This is a genomic window from Chryseobacterium sp. JUb7 (assembly GCF_024806495.1).
In the GTDB taxonomy this organism is placed as follows: domain Bacteria; phylum Bacteroidota; class Bacteroidia; order Flavobacteriales; family Weeksellaceae; genus Chryseobacterium.
The window spans coordinates 147,237-165,860 of sequence record NZ_JANUFF010000002.1; the positions used below are offsets into that span (position 1 = coordinate 147,237).

The 18,624-nt window shown below is 35.0% G+C and carries 18 protein-coding genes; 10 read left to right on the plus strand and 8 right to left on the minus strand.

Features of this window, described 5'->3' with window-relative positions; translation table 11 throughout:
- The first annotated feature begins 161 nt into the window (after positions 1 to 161).
- From M2373_RS04205 to M2373_RS04225, 5 genes are all read left to right on the plus strand, one after another.
- Complete coding sequence (locus M2373_RS04205; RefSeq protein ID WP_409013190.1) at positions 162 to 701, plus strand: nucleotide exchange factor GrpE; 540 nt, start codon at positions 162 to 164, stop codon at positions 699 to 701.
- A 74-nt stretch (positions 702 to 775) separates the two neighbouring features.
- Entirely contained in the window at positions 776 to 1,894 is a 1,119-nt protein-coding gene (gene dnaJ / locus M2373_RS04210; RefSeq protein ID WP_259107877.1) for a molecular chaperone DnaJ, read from the plus strand.
- A gap of 76 nt (positions 1,895 to 1,970) precedes the next feature.
- Positions 1,971 to 2,420, plus strand: coding sequence for a hypothetical protein (locus tag M2373_RS04215; RefSeq protein WP_259107880.1), 450 nt, complete (start codon positions 1,971 to 1,973; stop codon positions 2,418 to 2,420).
- An 87-nt stretch (positions 2,421 to 2,507) separates the two neighbouring features.
- Positions 2,508 to 3,188: a hypothetical protein gene (locus M2373_RS04220; protein WP_259107881.1), complete on the plus strand. Its 681-nt coding sequence runs from the start codon at positions 2,508 to 2,510 to the stop codon at positions 3,186 to 3,188.
- 21 nt (positions 3,189 to 3,209) lie between these two features.
- Positions 3,210 to 4,226, plus strand: coding sequence for a glycoside hydrolase family 43 protein (locus M2373_RS04225; protein ID WP_259107883.1), 1,017 nt, complete (start codon positions 3,210 to 3,212; stop codon positions 4,224 to 4,226).
- Between the two features lie 88 nt (positions 4,227 to 4,314).
- On the opposite strand, the gene M2373_RS04230 is transcribed toward M2373_RS04225, so the two are convergent.
- On the minus strand, positions 4,315 to 5,211 hold the full coding sequence (locus tag M2373_RS04230; protein WP_259107885.1) for a DUF808 domain-containing protein: 897 nt from the start codon (positions 5,209 to 5,211) through the stop codon (positions 4,315 to 4,317).
- A 164-nt stretch (positions 5,212 to 5,375) separates the two neighbouring features.
- On the opposite strand from M2373_RS04230, the gene M2373_RS04235 reads away from it, so the two are divergent.
- Positions 5,376 to 6,386 (plus strand): YncE family protein, encoded by a 1,011-nt coding sequence (locus M2373_RS04235; RefSeq protein ID WP_259107888.1) that lies wholly within the window; start codon positions 5,376 to 5,378, stop codon positions 6,384 to 6,386.
- 118 nt (positions 6,387 to 6,504) lie between these two features.
- Here the strand turns inward: M2373_RS04235 and M2373_RS04240 are convergent, their stop codons facing one another.
- Positions 6,505 to 8,211: a hypothetical protein gene (locus tag M2373_RS04240; protein WP_259107890.1), complete on the minus strand. Its 1,707-nt coding sequence runs from the start codon at positions 8,209 to 8,211 to the stop codon at positions 6,505 to 6,507.
- Positions 8,212 to 8,601: 390 nt separating this feature from the next.
- Between M2373_RS04240 and M2373_RS04245 the strand changes: the two genes are divergently transcribed.
- The gene (locus M2373_RS04245; RefSeq protein WP_259107892.1) at positions 8,602 to 9,471 is read left to right on the plus strand and encodes an alpha/beta hydrolase; all 870 of its coding nucleotides are present in this window, start codon (positions 8,602 to 8,604) and stop codon (positions 9,469 to 9,471) included.
- A 42-nt stretch (positions 9,472 to 9,513) separates the two neighbouring features.
- Here the strand turns inward: M2373_RS04245 and M2373_RS04250 are convergent, their stop codons facing one another.
- The 4 genes from M2373_RS04250 to M2373_RS04265 all read right to left on the minus strand — a co-directional run bounded on the left by M2373_RS04250 (position 9,514) and on the right by M2373_RS04265 (position 14,258).
- Positions 9,514 to 10,224 carry a DedA family protein gene (locus tag M2373_RS04250; protein ID WP_259107894.1) on the minus strand — a complete coding sequence of 237 codons (711 nt, stop codon included), beginning with the start codon at positions 10,222 to 10,224 and terminating at the stop codon, positions 9,514 to 9,516.
- Between the two features lie 85 nt (positions 10,225 to 10,309).
- Positions 10,310 to 11,422, minus strand: a complete 1,113-nt coding sequence (gene prfB, locus M2373_RS04255) for a peptide chain release factor 2 (RefSeq protein ID WP_259107897.1) — start codon at positions 11,420 to 11,422, stop codon at positions 10,310 to 10,312.
- Between the two features lie 274 nt (positions 11,423 to 11,696).
- On the minus strand, positions 11,697 to 12,803 hold the full coding sequence (locus tag M2373_RS04260; RefSeq protein WP_259107900.1) for an FAD-binding oxidoreductase: 1,107 nt from the start codon (positions 12,801 to 12,803) through the stop codon (positions 11,697 to 11,699).
- A 93-nt stretch (positions 12,804 to 12,896) separates the two neighbouring features.
- Positions 12,897 to 14,258 carry an ATP-binding protein gene (locus M2373_RS04265; protein WP_259107904.1) on the minus strand — a complete coding sequence of 454 codons (1,362 nt, stop codon included), beginning with the start codon at positions 14,256 to 14,258 and terminating at the stop codon, positions 12,897 to 12,899.
- A gap of 115 nt (positions 14,259 to 14,373) precedes the next feature.
- On the opposite strand from M2373_RS04265, the gene M2373_RS04270 reads away from it, so the two are divergent.
- From M2373_RS04270 to M2373_RS04280, 3 genes are all read left to right on the plus strand, one after another.
- Positions 14,374 to 15,276 carry an ABC transporter ATP-binding protein gene (locus tag M2373_RS04270; RefSeq protein WP_259107907.1) on the plus strand — a complete coding sequence of 301 codons (903 nt, stop codon included), beginning with the start codon at positions 14,374 to 14,376 and terminating at the stop codon, positions 15,274 to 15,276.
- 2 nt (positions 15,277 to 15,278) lie between these two features.
- Positions 15,279 to 16,124 carry an ABC transporter permease gene (locus M2373_RS04275; protein ID WP_259107909.1) on the plus strand — a complete coding sequence of 282 codons (846 nt, stop codon included), beginning with the start codon at positions 15,279 to 15,281 and terminating at the stop codon, positions 16,122 to 16,124.
- Between the two features lie 121 nt (positions 16,125 to 16,245).
- Positions 16,246 to 16,920, plus strand: coding sequence for a hypothetical protein (locus M2373_RS04280; RefSeq protein ID WP_259107911.1), 675 nt, complete (start codon positions 16,246 to 16,248; stop codon positions 16,918 to 16,920).
- Positions 16,921 to 17,027: 107 nt separating this feature from the next.
- On the opposite strand, the gene msrB is transcribed toward M2373_RS04280, so the two are convergent.
- Both msrB and M2373_RS04290 read right to left on the minus strand, forming a co-directional pair.
- Entirely contained in the window at positions 17,028 to 18,140 is a 1,113-nt protein-coding gene (gene msrB / locus M2373_RS04285) for a peptide-methionine (R)-S-oxide reductase MsrB (RefSeq protein ID WP_409013184.1), read from the minus strand.
- Between the two features lie 10 nt (positions 18,141 to 18,150).
- Positions 18,151 to 18,609: a YkgB family protein gene (locus M2373_RS04290; RefSeq protein WP_259107912.1), complete on the minus strand. Its 459-nt coding sequence runs from the start codon at positions 18,607 to 18,609 to the stop codon at positions 18,151 to 18,153.
- Between the last annotated feature and the right edge of the window lie 15 nt (positions 18,610 to 18,624).

The following is an 18,624-nucleotide window of genomic DNA, read 5'->3' on the forward strand; positions in this document are numbered from 1 at the left end:
ATTTTCAGAATGTTTTCCGCCCTCCGATGGAAGGGAATTCTTCATGGTTTATTATAAGTCAAAAAAACAGCAATGATAAACCAAGAACGAAATTCTGCCTAAATGTCATTATTTTTTCTTTGGCAGAATCTTTGTCAAACAATAATGAAAATAAATATTGAATTATGGAAAATCAGGATATTAACGAAGAAAGCATCAATAATCAAGAAGATACAAATATTCATAACGAAGCGGTAGCTGAAGAAAATGTGACAGCAAAACCTTCTGCGGAGGAACTTTTGGCAGAAGAGAAAGACCGTTACATCAGATTATACGCTGAGTTTGAAAACTATAAAAAAAGAACTTCAAAAGAGAAAATGGAATTCTTTCAGTATGCCAATCAGGATATGATGATCTCTATGCTTGGAGTATTGGATGATTTTGAAAGAGCGATTAAAGAAATTGCTAAAAACGGAAATTCTGCAGATCTTCAGGGTGTTGAATTAATTTATAATAAATTCAAAAACAAACTGACTGAAAAAGGGTTGCAAACAATGGAAGTAAAAGCCGGAGACAGCTTTAACGTAGATTTCCATGAAGCGATCACTCAAATTCCTGCACCATCAGATGATCTGAAGGGCAAAATTGTAGATGTAATTGAAACCGGATATACTTTAGGTGATAAGGTAATTCGTTTTGCAAAAGTAGTAACGGGTAATTAATATTAATAAATGATAAATGCTATAAGCTACGGCTTAAGGTAACCACTTCATTTATCAATAACAATTATAAAGACATGTCAAAAAGAGATTATTACGAGGTTCTTGAGATCAGCAAATCTGCCTCAGCCGACGAAATAAAGAAAGCTTACCGTAAAATGGCGATCAAGTTTCACCCAGATAAAAATCCGGGTGATAAAGAAGCTGAAGAAAAATTTAAAGAAGCAGCAGAAGCCTACGAAGTATTGAGTGACGAACAAAAACGTGCAAGATACGACCAGTTCGGTCATGCCGGAGTTGGCGGAAACGGAGGCTTTGGTGGCGGAGGTTTCGGAGGCGGAATGAACATGGAAGATATTTTCAGCCAGTTTGGAGATATTTTCGGTGGCGGTTTCGGAGGATTCGGAGGTGGCGGCGGAGGCCGTCAGCAGGTAAAAGGTTCTAATTTAAGAATCAGAATCAAGCTGAACCTTGAGGAAATGGTAAACGGAACTCAAAAAACCATTAAAGTAAAAAAAATGAAGATGGCAGAAGGAGCCACTTCAAAAACCTGTCCTACATGTAACGGTTCAGGGGTTCAGGTGAAAGTAATGAACACGATGTTTGGGCAGATGCAGACTCAGACAACCTGCGGAACTTGTCAGGGAATCGGAAAAGTTGCAGATAAAATTCCTGCCGGAGCGAATGCTCAGGGTCTGGTAAAAGATGAGGAGGAAATTACCATTAATATTCCTGCCGGAGCAAGAGACGGTATTCAGCTTAATGTAAGAGGAAAAGGGAATGATGCTCCTTTTGGAGGAATAGCAGGAGATTTGCTGGTTATTGTAGAGGAAGAAGTAGATAAAGTAATTAAGAGAGAAGGCGATAATCTTCATCAGGAATTATATGTTTCATTCGCTGAAGCAGCTTTGGGAACTAAGAAAGAAGTTCCAACTGTAGGTGGTAAAGTGAAAATCACGGTTGATCCGGGAACTCAATCCGGAAAGATATTAAGGCTGGCCGGAAAAGGTCTTCCAAGTATCGACAGCTATGGAAAGGGTGATATGTTTATTCATATCAATGTCTGGACTCCGCAGAAGCTGACGAAAGATCAAAAAGATTTCTTCGAAAAGCAAATGGCAAGCGGAGAAATGGTTGCAGAACCATCCGGAAAAGAAAAAACTTTCTTCGATAAAGTGAAAGATTTATTCAACTAAATATATAAAGGATTCTTACGGGAATCCTTTTTTTATGCTCAATTATGTCGTTTAATTTTGAAAAATAAATTAAACTATGAAATCAATATTCTCATTTATTTCTCTATTAATTCTATTTATTTCCTGTAAAAAAGAAAAGCAAAATTTATGGAATCAAGGAATTAAGACTGAAGTAAAAGATATATCAAATAATTCATTTCGTGAAAAAATTCTTCCTAGAATAGAACATGAAAATGATCGAAAAAAATTAACCATTCTTTTAGATCGTTTAGATAAGCAGAATTTAAGTCTTTGCGATTTTATTAGAAGAGAGTTCGAAATCGATGATTCGTGTTTTGCTATAGCGAAAGAAACATATCCCGATCCAGAAATGCAGATTAAATTTATGGAAGTTCATGATAATGTTTACGAAATAGCCCATAGAAAATTTTTAAAGCAAACCAATTTCACTGAACATGATGCATTATTTCTAACTGTTGTCTACTCTTTTGATGATAATGTTAAAAAATTCTGTGGCAAATATTAATTAATGCTACTTTTTCAAGCCCCCATTTTATTTATCCATAAATTTTCTTTTATATTTGCTTAAACACCAAAATATTTACAGAAATTAATGGATTCAAAAACCATACTCTTAAACGCCTGCAACGCGGTAGCCAATCACCTCGAAGGTTTTGAAATTTTCAGAAAAGGACAACGGCTCAAAAAAATAGCAGCAGACAAAGATATCTTCTTTGAAATCACTTTTGAAACGAGTTTTATCAACCATTCGTCTCATATTATGATAATTCCGAATATCGCTGTTTATTCCAAAAGATTAAAGAAATGGCAAATAGAGCATACCAAAAATGAATTCTCTTCCGGATTGATTTACGGAAACCATCTGGGCTACCTTACTCCCCTTCAGACATGGAAAAGATGGAATCTGGCGGGTCTTTCTTTTGAAAATTCCGTGAATGAAATTACTAAAAATATTCAGAAATATGCACTGCCGGTTTTCGATCTGTTTAATTCTAAAGAAGACGCCATTGAATTTCTTAAACATAACGGAACACAATTTAACCGGTATTCCGGACATTCTTTAAGTCCTCTCGATTTTTTATTATGTTTTGCAGATCAGGATACGTCTGAAATCTTTTTTAATAACTTTATCAGAAATTGTGGATACAAAGGGAAAATTCTAAGCCTTTACGATAAATTAAAAACAGAAAATGAGATTGATCTCAATCATTCGGAGTTCGTTGACGCCGCCAAAATAAAACTTGCTTATGTCAACGGCATTTCAATACAATAATTCAGTTCATAACTTTTACTCATGAAGAAAATTTTTACGTTCTTATTATTTTCACAAATTTCTTATGCTCAGGAAGCACCAAGATATTTATTTGATGATCTATATTTTGCCGATCCTTCTGCTCATGTTTTTAATAATAAAATTTACCTCTATCCTTCTCATGATATTGATACCGAAGTAAAAGATCCTACTAATGGTGGGCATTACAATATGAAAGATTATCATGTCCTTTCACTCGATCATATAGGTCAGAAAAAGACAAAAGATCACGGGACAGTTTTAAAGTTAGAAGATATTCCATGGGCAGAAAAACAACTCTGGGCACCCGATGTTGCTGAGAAAAACGGTAAGTTTTATCTTTATTTTCCGGCAAAAGATAAAGAAGGTAATTTTAAAATTGGAGTTGCCGTTTCCAATAAACCGGAGGGTCCTTTTACAGCAGAAAAAAAACCCATTAAAGGAAGTTACAGTATAGATCCTGCTGTTTTTAAAGATAACGGCAAATACTATATTTATTTTGGAGGACTGAAAGGCGGTCAGTTAGAAAAATACAGAGATAATGAACCTTTAGCTCAGGCTAAAGAACCGAATGATCAGGAAAATGCATTGTCTCCGAAAATTGCTTTATTAAGTCAAAATATGCTTGAGTTTGCTGAAAAGCCTAGGGATATTCAGATCTTAGACGAAAAAGGAAACCCATTGAAAGCCGGAGATCATGACCGTCGTTTTTTCGAAGGGGTTTGGATACATACCTACAATAAGAAATATTATCTTTCCTACTCTACCGGCGATACTCACAAGCTTGTTTATGCAATCGGTTACAATCCTTACGGGCCATTTACATATCAGGGTGAAATTTTAACTCCTGTTACAGGCTGGACAACCCATCACAGTATTGTTGAGATTGATCATAAATGGTATTTATTTTATCACGACAGTAAACCTTCCGGGGGCAAAAATCATCTGAGAAGCCTTAAAGTCCGGAAACTTGAATATGATGAAAAAGGTTTTATCAAAACAATGAACGGACAGGATTAGTACCATTTAAAACTTAAGGTTAAGATAAAAAAATTGGCGGCTTCAATTCTTGAAGCCGCCAATTTTTCATTATTTATCAAATTTCTATTTACTTTTTAACCAAAGAAACAACACCTTTTCCCATTGTGAAAATAGCTACGGCAATCAAACCGCCTCCAAGTCCCAGGATCATTTCTTTTAAGATCGTAAGTATCTCATTTGAAGACCAGGACTCCAGAAAATGGTGAAGAAACTCTATTCTATGGGCAAAAATACCTCCCGCTACCATGATCAAAGCAATGGTTCCGATTACTCCCAATGCCTTAATAACAATAGGTAATGCTTTTACCAATAAATGACCAAGTTTTCCGAAAAACCCTTTATCATTACTTTTTTTGATTAATTTAAATCCGGCATCATCCATTCTTACGATTAAAGCCACAATTCCATAAACCCCGACAGTAGCAATAAATGCAACCAAACTCGTCACTAAAATCTGAGTAATAAATGGATGGCTCTCTTCCAATACAGTCCCTAAAGCAATAATTACAATCTCAATTGATAAAATAAAATCTGTCGTAATTGCTGATTTTACTTTCGCTTTTTCTATCTCTTCAGAACTTTTTTCATCTTCCTTAATCTCTTCCGCTACCTCATGACCTTCTTTATCACGGTGAAAAAGAAACTCTATAATTTTTTCAACTCCTTCAAAAGCTAAATACAGCCCTCCCAGAATCAATACATAATTAATGGCAGGAGCGTACAGCCAGTTGAGCAGAAAAACGACAGGCAAAATGATCAATTTGTTAATAAAAGATCCTTTTGTAATCGCCCACAACACCGGTAATTCTCTTGAAGAAAGAAAACCGGTCGCTTTTTCAGCATTTACTGCAAGGTCATCTCCTAAAATCCCTGCTGTTTTCTGAGTTGCTATTTTACTTGTAACCGCCACATCATCCATTAAAGCAGCGATATCATCCAAAATTGCAAAAAAACCAGATGCCATAAATTTTAATATTTTTTTAATATTTGTTAAGTTGAGCAAAAATAGCTATTTAATTCGATTTTTAAGATGATTATATTCCATTTTAAAACAACTTATTTTTATTTTAAAATGATTTTAACAAACCCTTCATTATTCCATCAAAAGAGAGACTTTTACTTATTATTATGAAAATTCTTGCTTTACTCGTTTCCTTTTTTATTTCGAATTTCATTTTTGGACAGACCCAATATATTTTAGCTTTATCCAAAGCAGATCATAAAATGGTTGTTCTGGATTACAATTCTCTTAAAATAATCACCAGAATTCCTGTGGGAGAAGATCCGCACGAAGTCACCACTTCAGATGACGGCTCTATTGCTTATGTTGCCAACACCGCAGGCGGTACTGCTCATGAAATCAATGTTATTGATCTCAGGAATTTAAAGCCTCTTAAAAATATAGACACCAGACCTCTATATGGTTCACACGGTTTAGCTTATTTAAAGGATAAATTATGGTTTACAGCCCAGGGTTCAAAAGCCGTAGGAAGGTATGATGTAAAAGAAAATCAACTCGAATGGTCGATGGGAACAGGGCAAAATACGACTCATCTTTTATATGTAACTCCTGATGCTGAACATTTTTATACGACGAATACAGATTCCGGGACGGTAAGTATTTTTGATCATGTTTTACTGCAGCCTACCGTTCCTCCGACAGGAATTTTACCCCCGAATGCCAAGCCCAGATGGGATTGGGTTCAGACCTTAATTCCGGTTGGAACAGGTGCTGAAGGGTTTGATGTCTCAGCAGACGGAAAAGAACTATGGACAGCAAGACCGGACGGGCATATTATTGTTATTGATCTGGAAAAAAGAAAAATCAAAAATGATATTGATACTAAAGTTTTAGGACTTCATCGCTTAAAATTTACTCCCGATGGTAAATCTGTATGCATTGTGAGTGTAAAGACCGGAGAGCTTCTTTTTTATGATGTCTCCACAGAAAAAGAAATAAAAAGAATCAATGCGGGGCAGGGAGCTGCCATGTTTATGGATCGTGGGAAAAACAGACTTTTTATGTCCTGTACCCCAAATCATTTTGTTGCTGTAATCGATTTGAATACCATGGAGGTTATCAACAAATTAGATATAGGCGGAAGACCGGATGGATTGGCAATGGCAATAATAAAGTAATTCTAGAATAATTATCAAAAATATTCGTGAGATTTATATAATCCAAAGCAAAGGAATTCATTAGAAAACCTCTGCTTTTGGGTGTAAAAACAAACATATCTTATTTCTCAATAAGATCTTAAAAATCTTTCATAATAACATACCATCTGGCACCGAATGTATTTGATGCCAAAAGGGTAACTCTTTTTCCCGCCGGGATTTGAGATATAGACTGACTATCTGTTATATAAAGAGGCTGATTAACCTTAACAGGATAATTATCCGATCCATCTCCTGCGGCTATAATATTTATTGTTCTTCGTTGTTGAGTCTCCGGAGCTGGTAAATTAACATCAGTACCGCTTGATCTTGGGCGAGAAACCCAAATTGTATAATTTGGACCATTAGTTGCGTCTAATGTATAAGTTCCATTGTCTCTACTATTAACGTTAATATAATGGAATTTTACATCTGCTATATTTACTTCGGACTGAGCAGCAGCAGCATCTTTCCAGACAGGAGCTGCTCCGGCACCGCTGGAAGTAAGAATCTGTCCTGCATTTCCTGCATTTCCAGCCGTCGTTGCATTGCCTCCAACATTTAATTCGTTCGTTATCTGAAGTCCGCCATTTACATGTAATCTTCTTTGTGGTGTAGAGGTTCCTACTCCCATATTTCCTGTATCTCCTTTGATTCTAAAACGCTCAACTAAAGTTCCTCCTGTAGAGTTCCCAAAATAAAAGTCTTCCAGATTACCATTCGTTGTTGAAGTACCGGTACGGATTGAACCAATAGCCCAGTTGGCACCTCCGGATGTTGTCCCGCTATTGGTAAAGCCTAAAAGAGACATATTTCCGGTAGCTAATGGAGAGGTATTCCTCAATGCCAGAATAACACCATTGCCATTTGTTGAAGGTGCATCTATCAAATTATATCTGTAAGAATTAGGGGTATTTGCAGAAATAACATGCAGCTTTGTTTGTGGTGAACTGGTTCCTACTCCTACATTTCCATTTTCATCAATTCTTAATCTTTCCTGATTTGACGTTCTCAATGATAAATCTGTAAGTACTGTTATACCATTCCCACGATACTTAGATATAATACCAGATCCGAAAGTAGTATTGAAATTACCGTTTGCTCTTGGAGCAAAATAGATTGAACCAATATCATCATCCATATTCAAATTGCCGGGAGCAGCCTCTGTTCCGCTTGCAGATCTAAATATCATAGCTGGATTTTTAGAAGTTCCATATCCTCCGAAGTAGAAATCATTTTCCGTATTTTCTCCTTTGTTATCTACTGAAATATCAACAATTCCGTTTGGATTCGTTGTACCGAATCCTATTCTGTTATTTACTGTATTTACCGACAAAGTATTATCATCTATAGAAAAATGGTTAGTTCCTGTTGTCGCAGTACTGGTAAAAGCTAATGTTTTGTCAGCCTGGCTTACAGTTCTGTTACCTGTAAGGGTACCGTTTGAATTATATATGTTTAAAGAATTACCGATTGGAGCTACATTATCCGGACTATGTAACTTTACCCAGGCTGCACCATCATAGAAATAATATCCTACTGCATCCACATAAATCGCTGTTCCTGTCTGTGTACCCGTAGAAATATTATTAATGTAGATTAAAGTAGAAGTCTGAATACTTTTCATACTCTGAGCCCTTTGCCTGTCCACTCTCGGGACTAAAAGTCCATCAACGGAAGTTGTACTACCCGTCGCATTTTTAGCAGTAATATCAAGTGTACTTTGAGGATTGGAAGTACTTATACCCACTTGGGCAATGGCAATTGATGAACTCAGCACACCAATAATAAGAGATAATTTTTTCATTTTTGTGTTTGTTAATTAATATTTTTTAAGTTGAATGATCTTCTGTCTGGCTTCAAATGAAATCTTTGAAAAAGAAATTAAAATCTATTGAGGGAAAGACTAAAATTTCTCGGCACAAAGAGAAATAAAATTAAAGCGTCGTGCAAATAAACGGGTATACCATTGATATACTACTTCACATAAATAGATAAATATCAAAACTTTAACTAATAAATTATTAAAAACAGTTACTTTAATGGTATACTGTTATTTACTTTTGATTAAAAAAAATAAATCATTAATCTGTGATAACAAACTATTATTCAATGAATAGGAGTTAAAATTTTCATTTACATTCTGAAAGCAAACCATTTCTTGTTTTTGTTTTTTTAATATTTACTAATTTAGCGTATGAAAAAATTAATTCTCAGATATCATTTTTTCGTTTTGGGAAGTATCAGTTTTATACTCAATTCATGTAATACAAGATTCAGAGTTTGGGTAGGTACAAACAATGATCAAAAAATCTATAACCTCAACTACGGAGAGCACAAAAGACAGAAGATGGATGTTTTTCTACCTTCCGAGTATGCAGAAAATTCTCCTGTTGTTTTGATCGTACATGGTGGTGCGTGGAAGTATGGAAGAAAAGAGCATATGATACAAATTCAGAAAATGCTTTTTAAGAATAATATTCCGAGCATTAATATGAACTATAGGCTTGTATCAAAATCTAAAAAAATAACCTACAAAGAACAGCTGGATGATATTGCCGCGGTTATTGATAAATTCAATTCTCTGGCCAAGAAAGCCGAATTGCAGGCTGATAATTATATTCTTCTTGGAGAAAGTGCCGGAGGACATTTAGCGTTATTGTACGGCTACCAGCATCCTGATCAAATAAAAAAAATCATCTCGCTAAGCGGACCCACCGATTTTTATTCTAAAGAGTATCTGGATTCTTTTTATTCAAAATATACCTCTCCTACTATTCAAAAAGTAGTGGGAACCAAATTTGACAGAAAACAATTATCCGACGACTTCCAAAAAGCAAGTCCCATTGCCAATATTTCGAATGTTCCGACATTATTATTTCAGGGAAATCAGGATTTTCTGGTGAATCAGCATCAGGGATTGGCTTTGGACTCAGCACTGGAAGCAAGAAATATTCCCCACAAATTAATTTTTATGAAAAACACGGGGCATGCACCCCGCTTTTTCAGTAAAAAGAAAAGAGACAGCATTATATATCCGAATATCCTGGAATGGATAAAAAAATAACCTGCTTAAAAAAGCAGGTTAAAAATATTGTAAATAGTAAGCTTACTTATCTTCTTCTTTATTTTCGAAATGATTTTCATATTTGGAAAAATCTTCTTTTTTACCAAATAAAAATTTAATAACGATAGGCAGTGTTGTAACAAGTACGATGACGATAATAATAAGTTCCAGTTTCTTTTTAAGATCAATGCCAAACTGGTCCATAAATAATTTATCTAAATAATGTCCCGCAAAAATCAATAAAAAAGACCATAAAACAGCGCCGATAACATTATCTCTTAAAAATTCTTTCTTATCCATCTTTACAATCCCTGCAACGATAGGGGTGAAAGTTCTTACCACCGGTAAAAATCTTGCCATAATTACAGCTAAGGCACCGTGTTTTTCAAAAAAATCATGCGCCTGATACAAATACTTTTTCTTGAAAAGCATGGTATCCTGTTTTTTGTAAAGAGCAGGTCCGGTTTTCACTCCGAAATAATATCCTATTTCATTACCTATAATAGCAGCAAGTGCGACAGCAGATGCTAAAATCGTGGTGTCTAAAAGATCGCTCCCTGTTGAGCCAAAAGTCTCTTTGATAATATCTACGGCATAAATTCCCGAAACGAACAAGAGAGAATCTCCTGGTAAAAAAAAGCCTACAAAAAGACCGGTTTCAGCAAAAATAATAAACAAAATCAACCAAAATCCTCCTAATTTAATGTAAAATTCTGGGTTTAATAAATCCTTCCAACTTGTGAAATCTTCCATACGTATTGATAAGTAACAAAAATAAGCTTAATAAAATTCAAAAGAAAATTAATTATAAGTTTTTAACTAAATCTTCACATGATTTTTATAGGTCGAAGTCATCGTCGGAAACAGCCGTTCCATCAGCCATCAGAAATGCTTTAAGGAATGGAGTAAGGTTTCCGTTCATCACAGCATCTACATCTGAAGTTTCATGCCCCGAACGTACATCTTTCACCAATTTATAAGGATGCATTACGTAATTTCTGATCTGACTTCCCCACTCGATCTTCATCTTATTGGCTTCGATCTCGTTACGGGCTTTCATACGTTCTTCCAGCTCCATTTCGTATAGTCTGGAACGAAGCAACTGCATCGCTTTTTCTTTATTCTGAAGCTGCGAACGCGATTCTGAGTTTTCAATAATAATTCCTGTTGGTGCGTGACGAAGACGAACAGCCGTTTCAACTTTGTTTACGTTCTGACCTCCGGCTCCGGAAGACCTCATCGTTTCAAATGAAATATCAGCAGGATTGATGTTAATTTCAATCGTATCATCCACTAAAGGATACACATACACAGAAACGAAACTCGTATGGCGTTTTGCGTTAGAATCAAAAGGTGAGATTCTTACTAGTCGGTGAACCCCGTTTTCCCCTCTTAAATAACCAAAAGCAAATTCACCGTCGATTTCCAGAGTAACAGTTTTCACCCCTGCCACATCACCTTCCTGAAAGTTGAGCTCACGGATTTTATACCCCTGTTTCTCAGACCACATCGTATACATCCTCATCAGCATGGCAGCCCAGTCACAACTTTCTGTACCTCCGGCTCCGGCTGTAATCTGGAGAACTGCAGAAAGCTCATCTCCTTCGTTGGACAGCATGTTTTTGAACTCAAGATTTTCGATTTTTTCAAGTAATAGCGGAAAGGTTTCATCCAGTTCTTTTTCAGAATCAGGATCTTCTTTCGCAAAATCTGCCAATACCTGCAGATCTTCAAACTGAGTATTGATTTCGTCATAATCTTCCACCCATTTTTTCTTGGAACGCAGCTGCTTTAAAAATACTTCTGCCGTTTTAGGATTATCCCAAAACTCAGGAGCAGCAGTTTTTTCATCATCATTGGCTATTTCTATCTTCTTTTTATCAATCTGAAGATATTTATGGAGATCGTCAATTCTGGATTGAACTTCTTTTATCTGGTCGTTGTTGATCACGAATGTTTATTTTTGCAAAAATAAGGATATTTGTTTTATGACGCTAGATATTGTCGTTGCGGATTTTAATGAATTGGACAAGTTATTAAGTTGACCTGAGTTCGGGTTAAGAAACTAATATGGAAAAGGGAAGATAGAATTTACTGTTAGTCTTTTTGACAGGATTGTTATGGACTTAAAATTTTCTTATTGCTTGATTTTTGTCTCAATAACTTCCAGCTTCGAGCTTCAAATTTCTCCACATCATAAATGTCTATCCAAGGCTGTTGTTACATTAGATCATTTCCGCAACCATCTCTCCGATTTTGGGAGCCAGTGCAACCCCCATTCCCGAAAGTCGGACCGCACAAAACTGCCTGTCGGAAATTTGTTTTACAATAGGAGTTTTTTCTGAACCCATCGCCATAATCCCTGACCATCTCAGATAAATTTCAATATTCTGATTGGGCAAAATAACCTCTTTCAAAAAGTTCTCCAAATGATTTTGCAAAAATACGGTTGTTTCAAAAGCTGTGGTTTCCTCTGTTTTAAAATCCTGATTTCTTCCGCCACCCAGCAAAATCCGGTTTCCCAGATTCCGAAAATAATAAAATCCTTCATCATAATGGAAAGTTCCTTTCAGTTTTAAGTTTTCTATTGGTTCAGTTAAAATAATCTGTCCCCGGGCAGGAATTATTTCTTCTTTTTCTAAAAATTTTGGTGCAAAAGCATTAGTACAGTGAATAATTTGTTGGCAACAGATGGAAGTATCTCTGGCAAGCTGAACTTCAATTTCATTTGGACCTTCAGCAACGCTTTCTACTTCAGTTCCGAAAAGAAATTCTATTTTTAGCTCATAACATTTTTTAAGTAGCTGTTGTAGTAACTTCCCGGAATGAAGGCTTCCTTCCAAAGGATTTTCAATTAAAAATTCAGATTTTCCGAGCCCAAATTCTGTGATTTTTTGTTGATGCAAAAAATACGTTTTTTCAACTCCGGTAATGATTTTTAATTTTTGATTGACCTCATCAAGTTTTTGTAAAGGACCTTCATTATTGAGAATTTCATAGCCGCCGTTCAGTTCAAAATCAATTTCAGGATTTTTAAAATAAGACTGGATTTTCTTTAAGCCCTCAAATCTCATTTTCACAAGCTGCAAAGTTTTATCCCAACCCATCTTCTCAGCATCAGCAATGACCTCTGTTAAACTTCCAAAACATGCAAATCCGGCATTTCTCATTGAAGCACCTAACGGAACGGAATTTCTTTCAATAATCAATATCGATTTTTCAGGATATTTCTCTTTAATAGAAATGGCAGTCCATAATCCTGTAAAACCAGCACCAATAATAATGACCTCCCGTTTTCTGTAAAATGTTTCAAGCTCCCAAATGCTGTTCATAATGTTCTGAGTTTAGAGTTATGAATTATAAGTTATATGCAAAGTTTGTCATTGAAACGATCGCTATGGCTCACAATTTATAACTCATAATTTTTATCCCTGACTTCCCTCTTCGTCTCCTCCATTATGCTGGAAACCGATTTCTCTTGGCGGTTGCTCTATGATTCTGTAACTGTCTAATTCTTTTTTTAAAGCCTGAATTCTGAATTGAAAATCATCAAAATTATTAATGATGGCATCACCCAGAAATCTCGCAATCTGGTCCAGATATTCTTCGGTAAGTTTTCCGGCTGCATCTCGTAGCGCTCTCTCCAAAATATTCTGATCGATCTTCAGATTTTCATTTTTCGTCTTCTGATACAGGTTTTTGATTCTTTTCTTCAGACTTTGGGTAAAATCAATCAGCATTGTATTGCTGAACACCTTCATCTGGGAAGCAATATTATGCCAGAAAGGAATTTTATCCGCTTTATTGTTTTTAAGGATTTTATAGAGCAAAGAATCTTTCTCTAAATCTTTTGTCATCGCATACAGGATAATTTCAGACCTTTCAGCTGCATTGGGTGGGAACACAGGAATCATCACGTCAAATCTTCCCGGTGCCAGAATCTCCTCATCAATTTCAGAAACGCTATTGGCTGATCCTACCATCAGGAGATCTTCTTTTTCAAATTTTCCGATGTAATGGAGAATAATTTCCTGGGTTTCCAGATTACAGGAAGCAACATCTGTTTCAGCCTTTCTCTCCATCATGATTTCATCAAAATCATCCAGGAAAAGTAAAACTTTATCTTCTTTCATCATGGTCAGCAGAAAATCGTTGAAATTGGTTTTATTACCATCTACAAAGGAAGTTCCTAGATAATGTTTCTTCACTTCTTTAAACTGGTAGCCTATAATTTCCGCAATTTTATTGGCCCAGAAAATTTTTCCGCTTCCGGGGGGACCGTACAGAACAATTCCGGCAGGTTTATTAATTCCCCAGTCTTTAATCTGCTGAGGATTTAAAAATGGTTCCAGAACACTTGAAATATAGAAAAACAAATCCCTGTACCCGATAAAATCTCTGTGCTGAAGACTTGTTTTGTGACCGAAATAATTGTAAACAAACTGGTAATTTCCGCCTAATTTTTGATCAATTCCATAGCTTGAAATGGAAGATTTAAAAAAACCGTTATCAAAAATATTAGGATCCGTTTCTTTGATTGCTTTTTCGATTTTATCTTTAGGCTTATTAATGGTTTCTGCAATTTGTTCCAATGTTTTATTTTTATCAAGATCTTTTTCGTAGAGCCTCAAAAAATCGAGATTTTCACGTGCGAATTTTTCAAAATCATCCTTCACTTCGAAATTTGTACTGATGCAAACACCCAATTCAAGATCAAAATCCTGAATAAATTGTTTTATAGCTTCTGCTGAAACGTTAAGCTCTTTTGCCAATTCGATTAACTTCATAACTATCGATTAATTCTATCAAATTTAATATATTTAAGATTAATTTGAATTGATTTATGATAATTCTGTAACATTTTCTAATCTATATAGACTACTACTATGTAAAACAAATTACATGGAAAAAATTTTATCAGTAAAGAATCTGACAAAAAAATTCAAAAGAGTGGTTGTAAACAATATTTCTTTTGATGTAGAAAAAGGAAATGTTTATGGACTTCTGGGACCCAACGGAAGTGGAAAATCCACTACTTTCGGAATGTTACTTTCAACCATTAACCCTACCAGTGGAGACTGGTACTGGTTTGGAAAAAAAGGAACAGACCCTGATACTTTAAAAAGAATAGGAGCCATTATTGAGCAACCCAATTTTTATCCTTATCTGAGCGCTGAAACCAATCTTAAAATTGTTGCAGAGATCAAAGGAACCCCATACTCAAGGATTGAGGAGGTTTTAAAAATCGTCAATCTGTACGAAAGAAGAAAAGATACCTTCAAAACCTTTTCTTTAGGGATGAAACAACGTCTTGCTATCGCTTCAGCCATGCTGAATAATCCTGAAGTTTTAATTTTGGACGAACCTACCAACGGTCTGGACCCTGAAGGGATTATCCAGATCCGGGACATCATTAACAATATCGCCAAACAGGGCATTACCATTATTATTGCAAGCCATCTTCTGGATGAGATTGAAAAAATCTGCAGCCATGTGATTGTGTTAAAAGAAGGAAATTCAATCTATTCGGGAAGAGTGGATGAGATGACCGCCAACAACGGATATTTTGAATTAAAAGCAGATAACAACACCTTGCTTTTAAGCGCTTTGAATGAACTCCAGTGGTTTACAATCATCAATCAGGATGGTGACCTTATTAAAGCCCAGATCCGTGATGATGCATCGATCTCAGCATCGGCATTAAATCAAAAACTGGCAGAAAAAGGTGTTTTCCTGTCTCATTTGACCAAGAAAAAACTGTCTCTTGAAACCCAATTCCTTGAACTTGTAAAAAACACAAATTAACCATGACTAAATTATTAAAATTAGAATATTATAAAAACCTGAATTATAAACCATTCAAGGTTTTCACTATCCTTTATTTTGTGATTCTTATTGCTTTACTTTTTATAGGATTAATTGATTTTGACCTTTTTGGAGGAACCATCAATCTAAAAGAACAAGGCATTTACAACTTTCCTGAAATATGGAATTTCACCACCTGGATTGTCGGTTTACTGAAAATTTTCTTAGGATTAATCATTGTTTTCTCAATTTCACAGGAATTCAGTGACCGAATGTTTAAGCAAAATACGATTGACGGGTTAAGCAGAAAAGAATTTATCGGTTCAAAATTACTGACGATCAGTATTTTTACGATTATTTCAACTCTTATTGTATTTGCAATTACCTTGTTTCTGGGATATCAATATTCTACTGTAACATCATCTGACAGGGTATTTGAGGAAATTTTCTTTATTGGAAATTACTTTGTGAAACTGTTTACCTTCTTTTGCTTCCTGATGTTTCTTTCTATTTTGTTGAGAAAATCGGTTTTTGTATTTCTGGCATTTTTCATTTTCTGGATTGTCGAAAGCATTCTATCCACGGTTGAGGTTTTTCTAAAAGTAAAAGGAATGCAGGGACCTCAGCGAAATGAAATACTGCAAAATGATTTTTTTGTGTCTCATCTTTTACCATTAGAAAGTATGTCGAGCCTTATTCCCAATCCAATGATGAGGTTGAATATGGCTAAAATGATGGGCTTAAAATACGAGTTCCACTACCCTACAGAAAGTCTTATCGCCTGTCTGGTCTGGTGTGGGATTTTTATTTTCGGATCGTACTGGATCCTGAGAAAAAGAGATTGGTAAGCTTTTAACCGAAAGGTTAGATTTAAAAAATTAAAGTGATTCAAAACGAATCACTTTTTTTGTGTATGTTAAAGAGTATTTATGAATTGATTTTTTTATTAATTTTATCCTAATGATATCGATGAGAAAAATATACTACGTTCCGGGATTGATCAGTGCTTTGATTATTCCTGTTTTATTTTGGTATTACATCAATCCGTATGTTGATGAAACTAAATATAATGTAATAGACATTGGACTTCCTGCAAAATTAGAAAAAGATAAGAGTAATTTAAATTCAACTTTTGAGCCTTTAAGAAATTGGGATTATAAAAAAATAAAAATTGATCACAATAAGGCAAAAGAAAATTCAAAATTATATGTTTCTGAAATTAAATCTCTTCAAAAAAAAAATCAAAAGGAAACTGGGATTGAATTTATTTTAGATAAAAATAATAGTTATGGCGATTTTGTTTCTGTTTTGAATAATATGACAATAGCTAAACATGATACTTATTGCATAGATTTAGAAAAAACAGGGCATTTTTTCGCTACCGTAAATTACAAAAATCCAAATGCTAAGGAAGAAAAATTCGAATGCCTTTTGTGTGATGATGTAATTTATACTTATGAAAAACCTACTTTTAAGGATAAATTTTCCGATTTCTTCAATGGAAAATACTATCAAATACTTTTCGAAAGTATTCCCAAACTTCCAAGAAGCGCTTTGTTCCTCATTTTCGGGTTTTTATTATTTTTAAATATATCCATGTTCAGTATTAAAGAGAGATTTCAACTTCAGAGGCTTCATTATTAAGTGAAACCAGATTTTTGACTCTGCTTTGTTGTGAGTGAAAGTACGGATAAAATTTAAAACAAAAAAGACTGCCTTTCGACAGTCTTCAAATCACTTCATCTTTATATTTATTTCTTATCTTTTTCAAGTAAAGAAATGTATTCTCCATAACCTTTTTTCTGCATTTCTGCTTTCGGAATAAATTTTAACGAAGCAGAATTGATACAGTAGCGAAGTCCGCCTTTGTCCGCGGGTCCGTCATTGAAAACATGTCCCAAATGCGCATCTCCGGTTTTACTTCTTACCTCAACTCTTGTCATTCCTGCAGATTTGTCTAATTTTTCATCGATCAGTTTTTTAGTAATCGGTTTCGAAAAACTTGGCCATCCACAACCGGATTCAAACTTATCGGTTGAAATAAATAAAGGCTCTCCTGTTGTGATATCAACATAAATTCCTTCACGGGTCTCGTCCCAATATTCATTTTTAAAAGGCATTTCAGTACCGTTTTCCTGCGTTACTTTATATTGTTCTGCAGTTAATTCTTTCTTTAAGACAGCTTTATCCTGTTTTTGATATTTCATTTCTTTTGTTTCTTTTTTTGGAAGTGAGTTCGCATTTTTTGCCATTTCAAATAATCCGGGTTCAATATGACAATAACCTCCAGGGTTTTTATCCAGATAATCCTGATGATAATCTTCCGCTTTGTAGAAGTTTTTTAAAGGAATGGTCTCTACAACAACCGGTTTGCTATAATTTTTAGCTAATTTTTCAACTTCAGCTTTTACAACCGCCTCTGTTTCTTTATCTGTGGAATAAATTCCTGTTCTGTACTGATCTCCTCTGTCGTTGCCTTGTTTATTAACACTTGTAGGATCAATAGTTTTAAAATATAAATCAACTAAAAGTTTCAAATCTACCTGTTCCGGATCATATTTCACTTTTACCGTTTCCGCAAAACCCGTGGTATGGCTGATCACTTCTTCATAGGTGGGATTGGTTTTATTTCCGTTGGCATATCCGACTTCCGTTCCTACCACTCCCCGAATTTGTTGAAAAAAATGCTCTGTTCCCCAAAAGCATCCTCCTGCAAAATAAACTTCTTTTACATTTTTACTGTCCATAGTGGTCTCATTTTCTTTATTAGTTCCTGTTGTTTTCATCTTTCTCGAATCTCCGCAACTTCTCGCAAATACTGCTATTCCCAGAAACATTCCGAGTAATATTAATATGTTCTTCATTTTTATTTTGTTATTTGTATTCATTTTTTCCATTTAAAATCATTAAACCAAATCCTAAAAACATTAAATCTTTAAGGATAAAAAAATCTGTAACCGGAATTCCGTCCACTACTTTCCAGATTCCCGAAGTCGTAAATAAATAGCTCAAAGTGGTAAGGAAAGTCACAATCATTCCGATCGCAGCGTATTTTCTCAGTGATGCAAATTTCACACTAAAAAGTAATAGTAAAGCAATGATAATTTCTATCGCTCCGATAGCATTTGACACTGTTTGAACACTTACAATATCATATACGAAAAAGGTGAGAAAATGGTTTTCTACCAAGTTTTTTATTCCTGCAGCTTCGGTTGGTGTGAATTTGAAAATTCCGATCCAAAGCAGAATTAATGCAGTTCCGAAAAGCGAAATGTAATATCCAATCCTGCCCGTTCGGTTTTTGGTGTTGATTTCTAATGTAGTTCCGTTCATTTTTAATGATTTTGA

Excerpts from the sequence above, each read along its gene's own strand:
- dnaJ (WP_259107877.1), top strand. The coding sequence starts at position 776 with ATGTCAAAAAGAGATTATTACGAGGTTCTTGAGATCAGCAAATCTGCC.
- M2373_RS04215 (WP_259107880.1), top strand. The coding sequence starts at position 1,971 with ATGAAATCAATATTCTCATTTATTTCTCTATTAATTCTATTTATTTCC.
- M2373_RS04220 (WP_259107881.1), top strand. The coding sequence starts at position 2,508 with ATGGATTCAAAAACCATACTCTTAAACGCCTGCAACGCGGTAGCCAAT.
- M2373_RS04225 (WP_259107883.1), top strand. The coding sequence starts at position 3,210 with ATGAAGAAAATTTTTACGTTCTTATTATTTTCACAAATTTCTTATGCT.
- M2373_RS04230 (WP_259107885.1), bottom strand. The coding sequence starts at position 5,211 with ATGGCATCTGGTTTTTTTGCAATTTTGGATGATATCGCTGCTTTAATG.
- M2373_RS04235 (WP_259107888.1), top strand. The coding sequence starts at position 5,376 with ATGAAAATTCTTGCTTTACTCGTTTCCTTTTTTATTTCGAATTTCATT.
- M2373_RS04240 (WP_259107890.1), bottom strand. The coding sequence starts at position 8,211 with ATGAAAAAATTATCTCTTATTATTGGTGTGCTGAGTTCATCAATTGCC.
- M2373_RS04245 (WP_259107892.1), top strand. The coding sequence starts at position 8,602 with ATGAAAAAATTAATTCTCAGATATCATTTTTTCGTTTTGGGAAGTATC.
- M2373_RS04250 (WP_259107894.1), bottom strand. The coding sequence starts at position 10,224 with ATGGAAGATTTCACAAGTTGGAAGGATTTATTAAACCCAGAATTTTAC.
- M2373_RS04260 (WP_259107900.1), bottom strand. The coding sequence starts at position 12,803 with ATGAACAGCATTTGGGAGCTTGAAACATTTTACAGAAAACGGGAGGTC.
- M2373_RS04265 (WP_259107904.1), bottom strand. The coding sequence starts at position 14,258 with ATGAAGTTAATCGAATTGGCAAAAGAGCTTAACGTTTCAGCAGAAGCT.
- M2373_RS04270 (WP_259107907.1), top strand. The coding sequence starts at position 14,374 with ATGGAAAAAATTTTATCAGTAAAGAATCTGACAAAAAAATTCAAAAGA.
- M2373_RS04275 (WP_259107909.1), top strand. The coding sequence starts at position 15,279 with ATGACTAAATTATTAAAATTAGAATATTATAAAAACCTGAATTATAAA.
- M2373_RS04280 (WP_259107911.1), top strand. The coding sequence starts at position 16,246 with ATGAGAAAAATATACTACGTTCCGGGATTGATCAGTGCTTTGATTATT.
- msrB (WP_409013184.1), bottom strand. The coding sequence starts at position 18,140 with ATGAAGAACATATTAATATTACTCGGAATGTTTCTGGGAATAGCAGTA.
- M2373_RS04290 (WP_259107912.1), bottom strand. The coding sequence starts at position 18,609 with ATGAACGGAACTACATTAGAAATCAACACCAAAAACCGAACGGGCAGG.